Raw genomic sequence first — 255 nt, 5'->3', positions numbered from 1 at the left:
AGCACAACCGCAGATGATACGATGACGCTTGAAGCCGTCGAACTGGAGTTCGCGCTTGGAGCCATCGACGTCCTTATCGAAGGTTTTGAGTCCGCGCTCGCCAAGGCCGCAGAACGTGTGGGCGGCGAAGTTCTGTTCAATATGCCTGCTCTCGACACCAGCGAAGCACAACGTATCGGCGCAATTTCTATTGCCGGACAACCGGACGATCAGGTTATCTTCGTCACATTGCGCAACGACGGCACGACGCTGTCC

Annotated in this window: 1 protein-coding gene; it reads left to right on the top strand. The window is 56.5% G+C overall.

Annotated elements, in window-relative coordinates:
- Nucleotides 1-21: 21 nt before the first annotated feature.
- Nucleotides 22-255 (top strand): hypothetical protein (locus SB719_RS21335; RefSeq protein WP_412159915.1); only part of this gene is annotated, 234 nt, incomplete at its 3' end.

The sequence above is a fragment of the Pantoea sp. SIMBA_079 genome, assembly GCF_046940275.1.
Taxonomy (GTDB): domain Bacteria; phylum Pseudomonadota; class Gammaproteobacteria; order Enterobacterales; family Enterobacteriaceae; genus Pantoea; species Pantoea borealis.
Note: the sequence above shows the minus strand (reverse complement) of the source record. Positions and strands in the feature narration are given on the sequence as shown.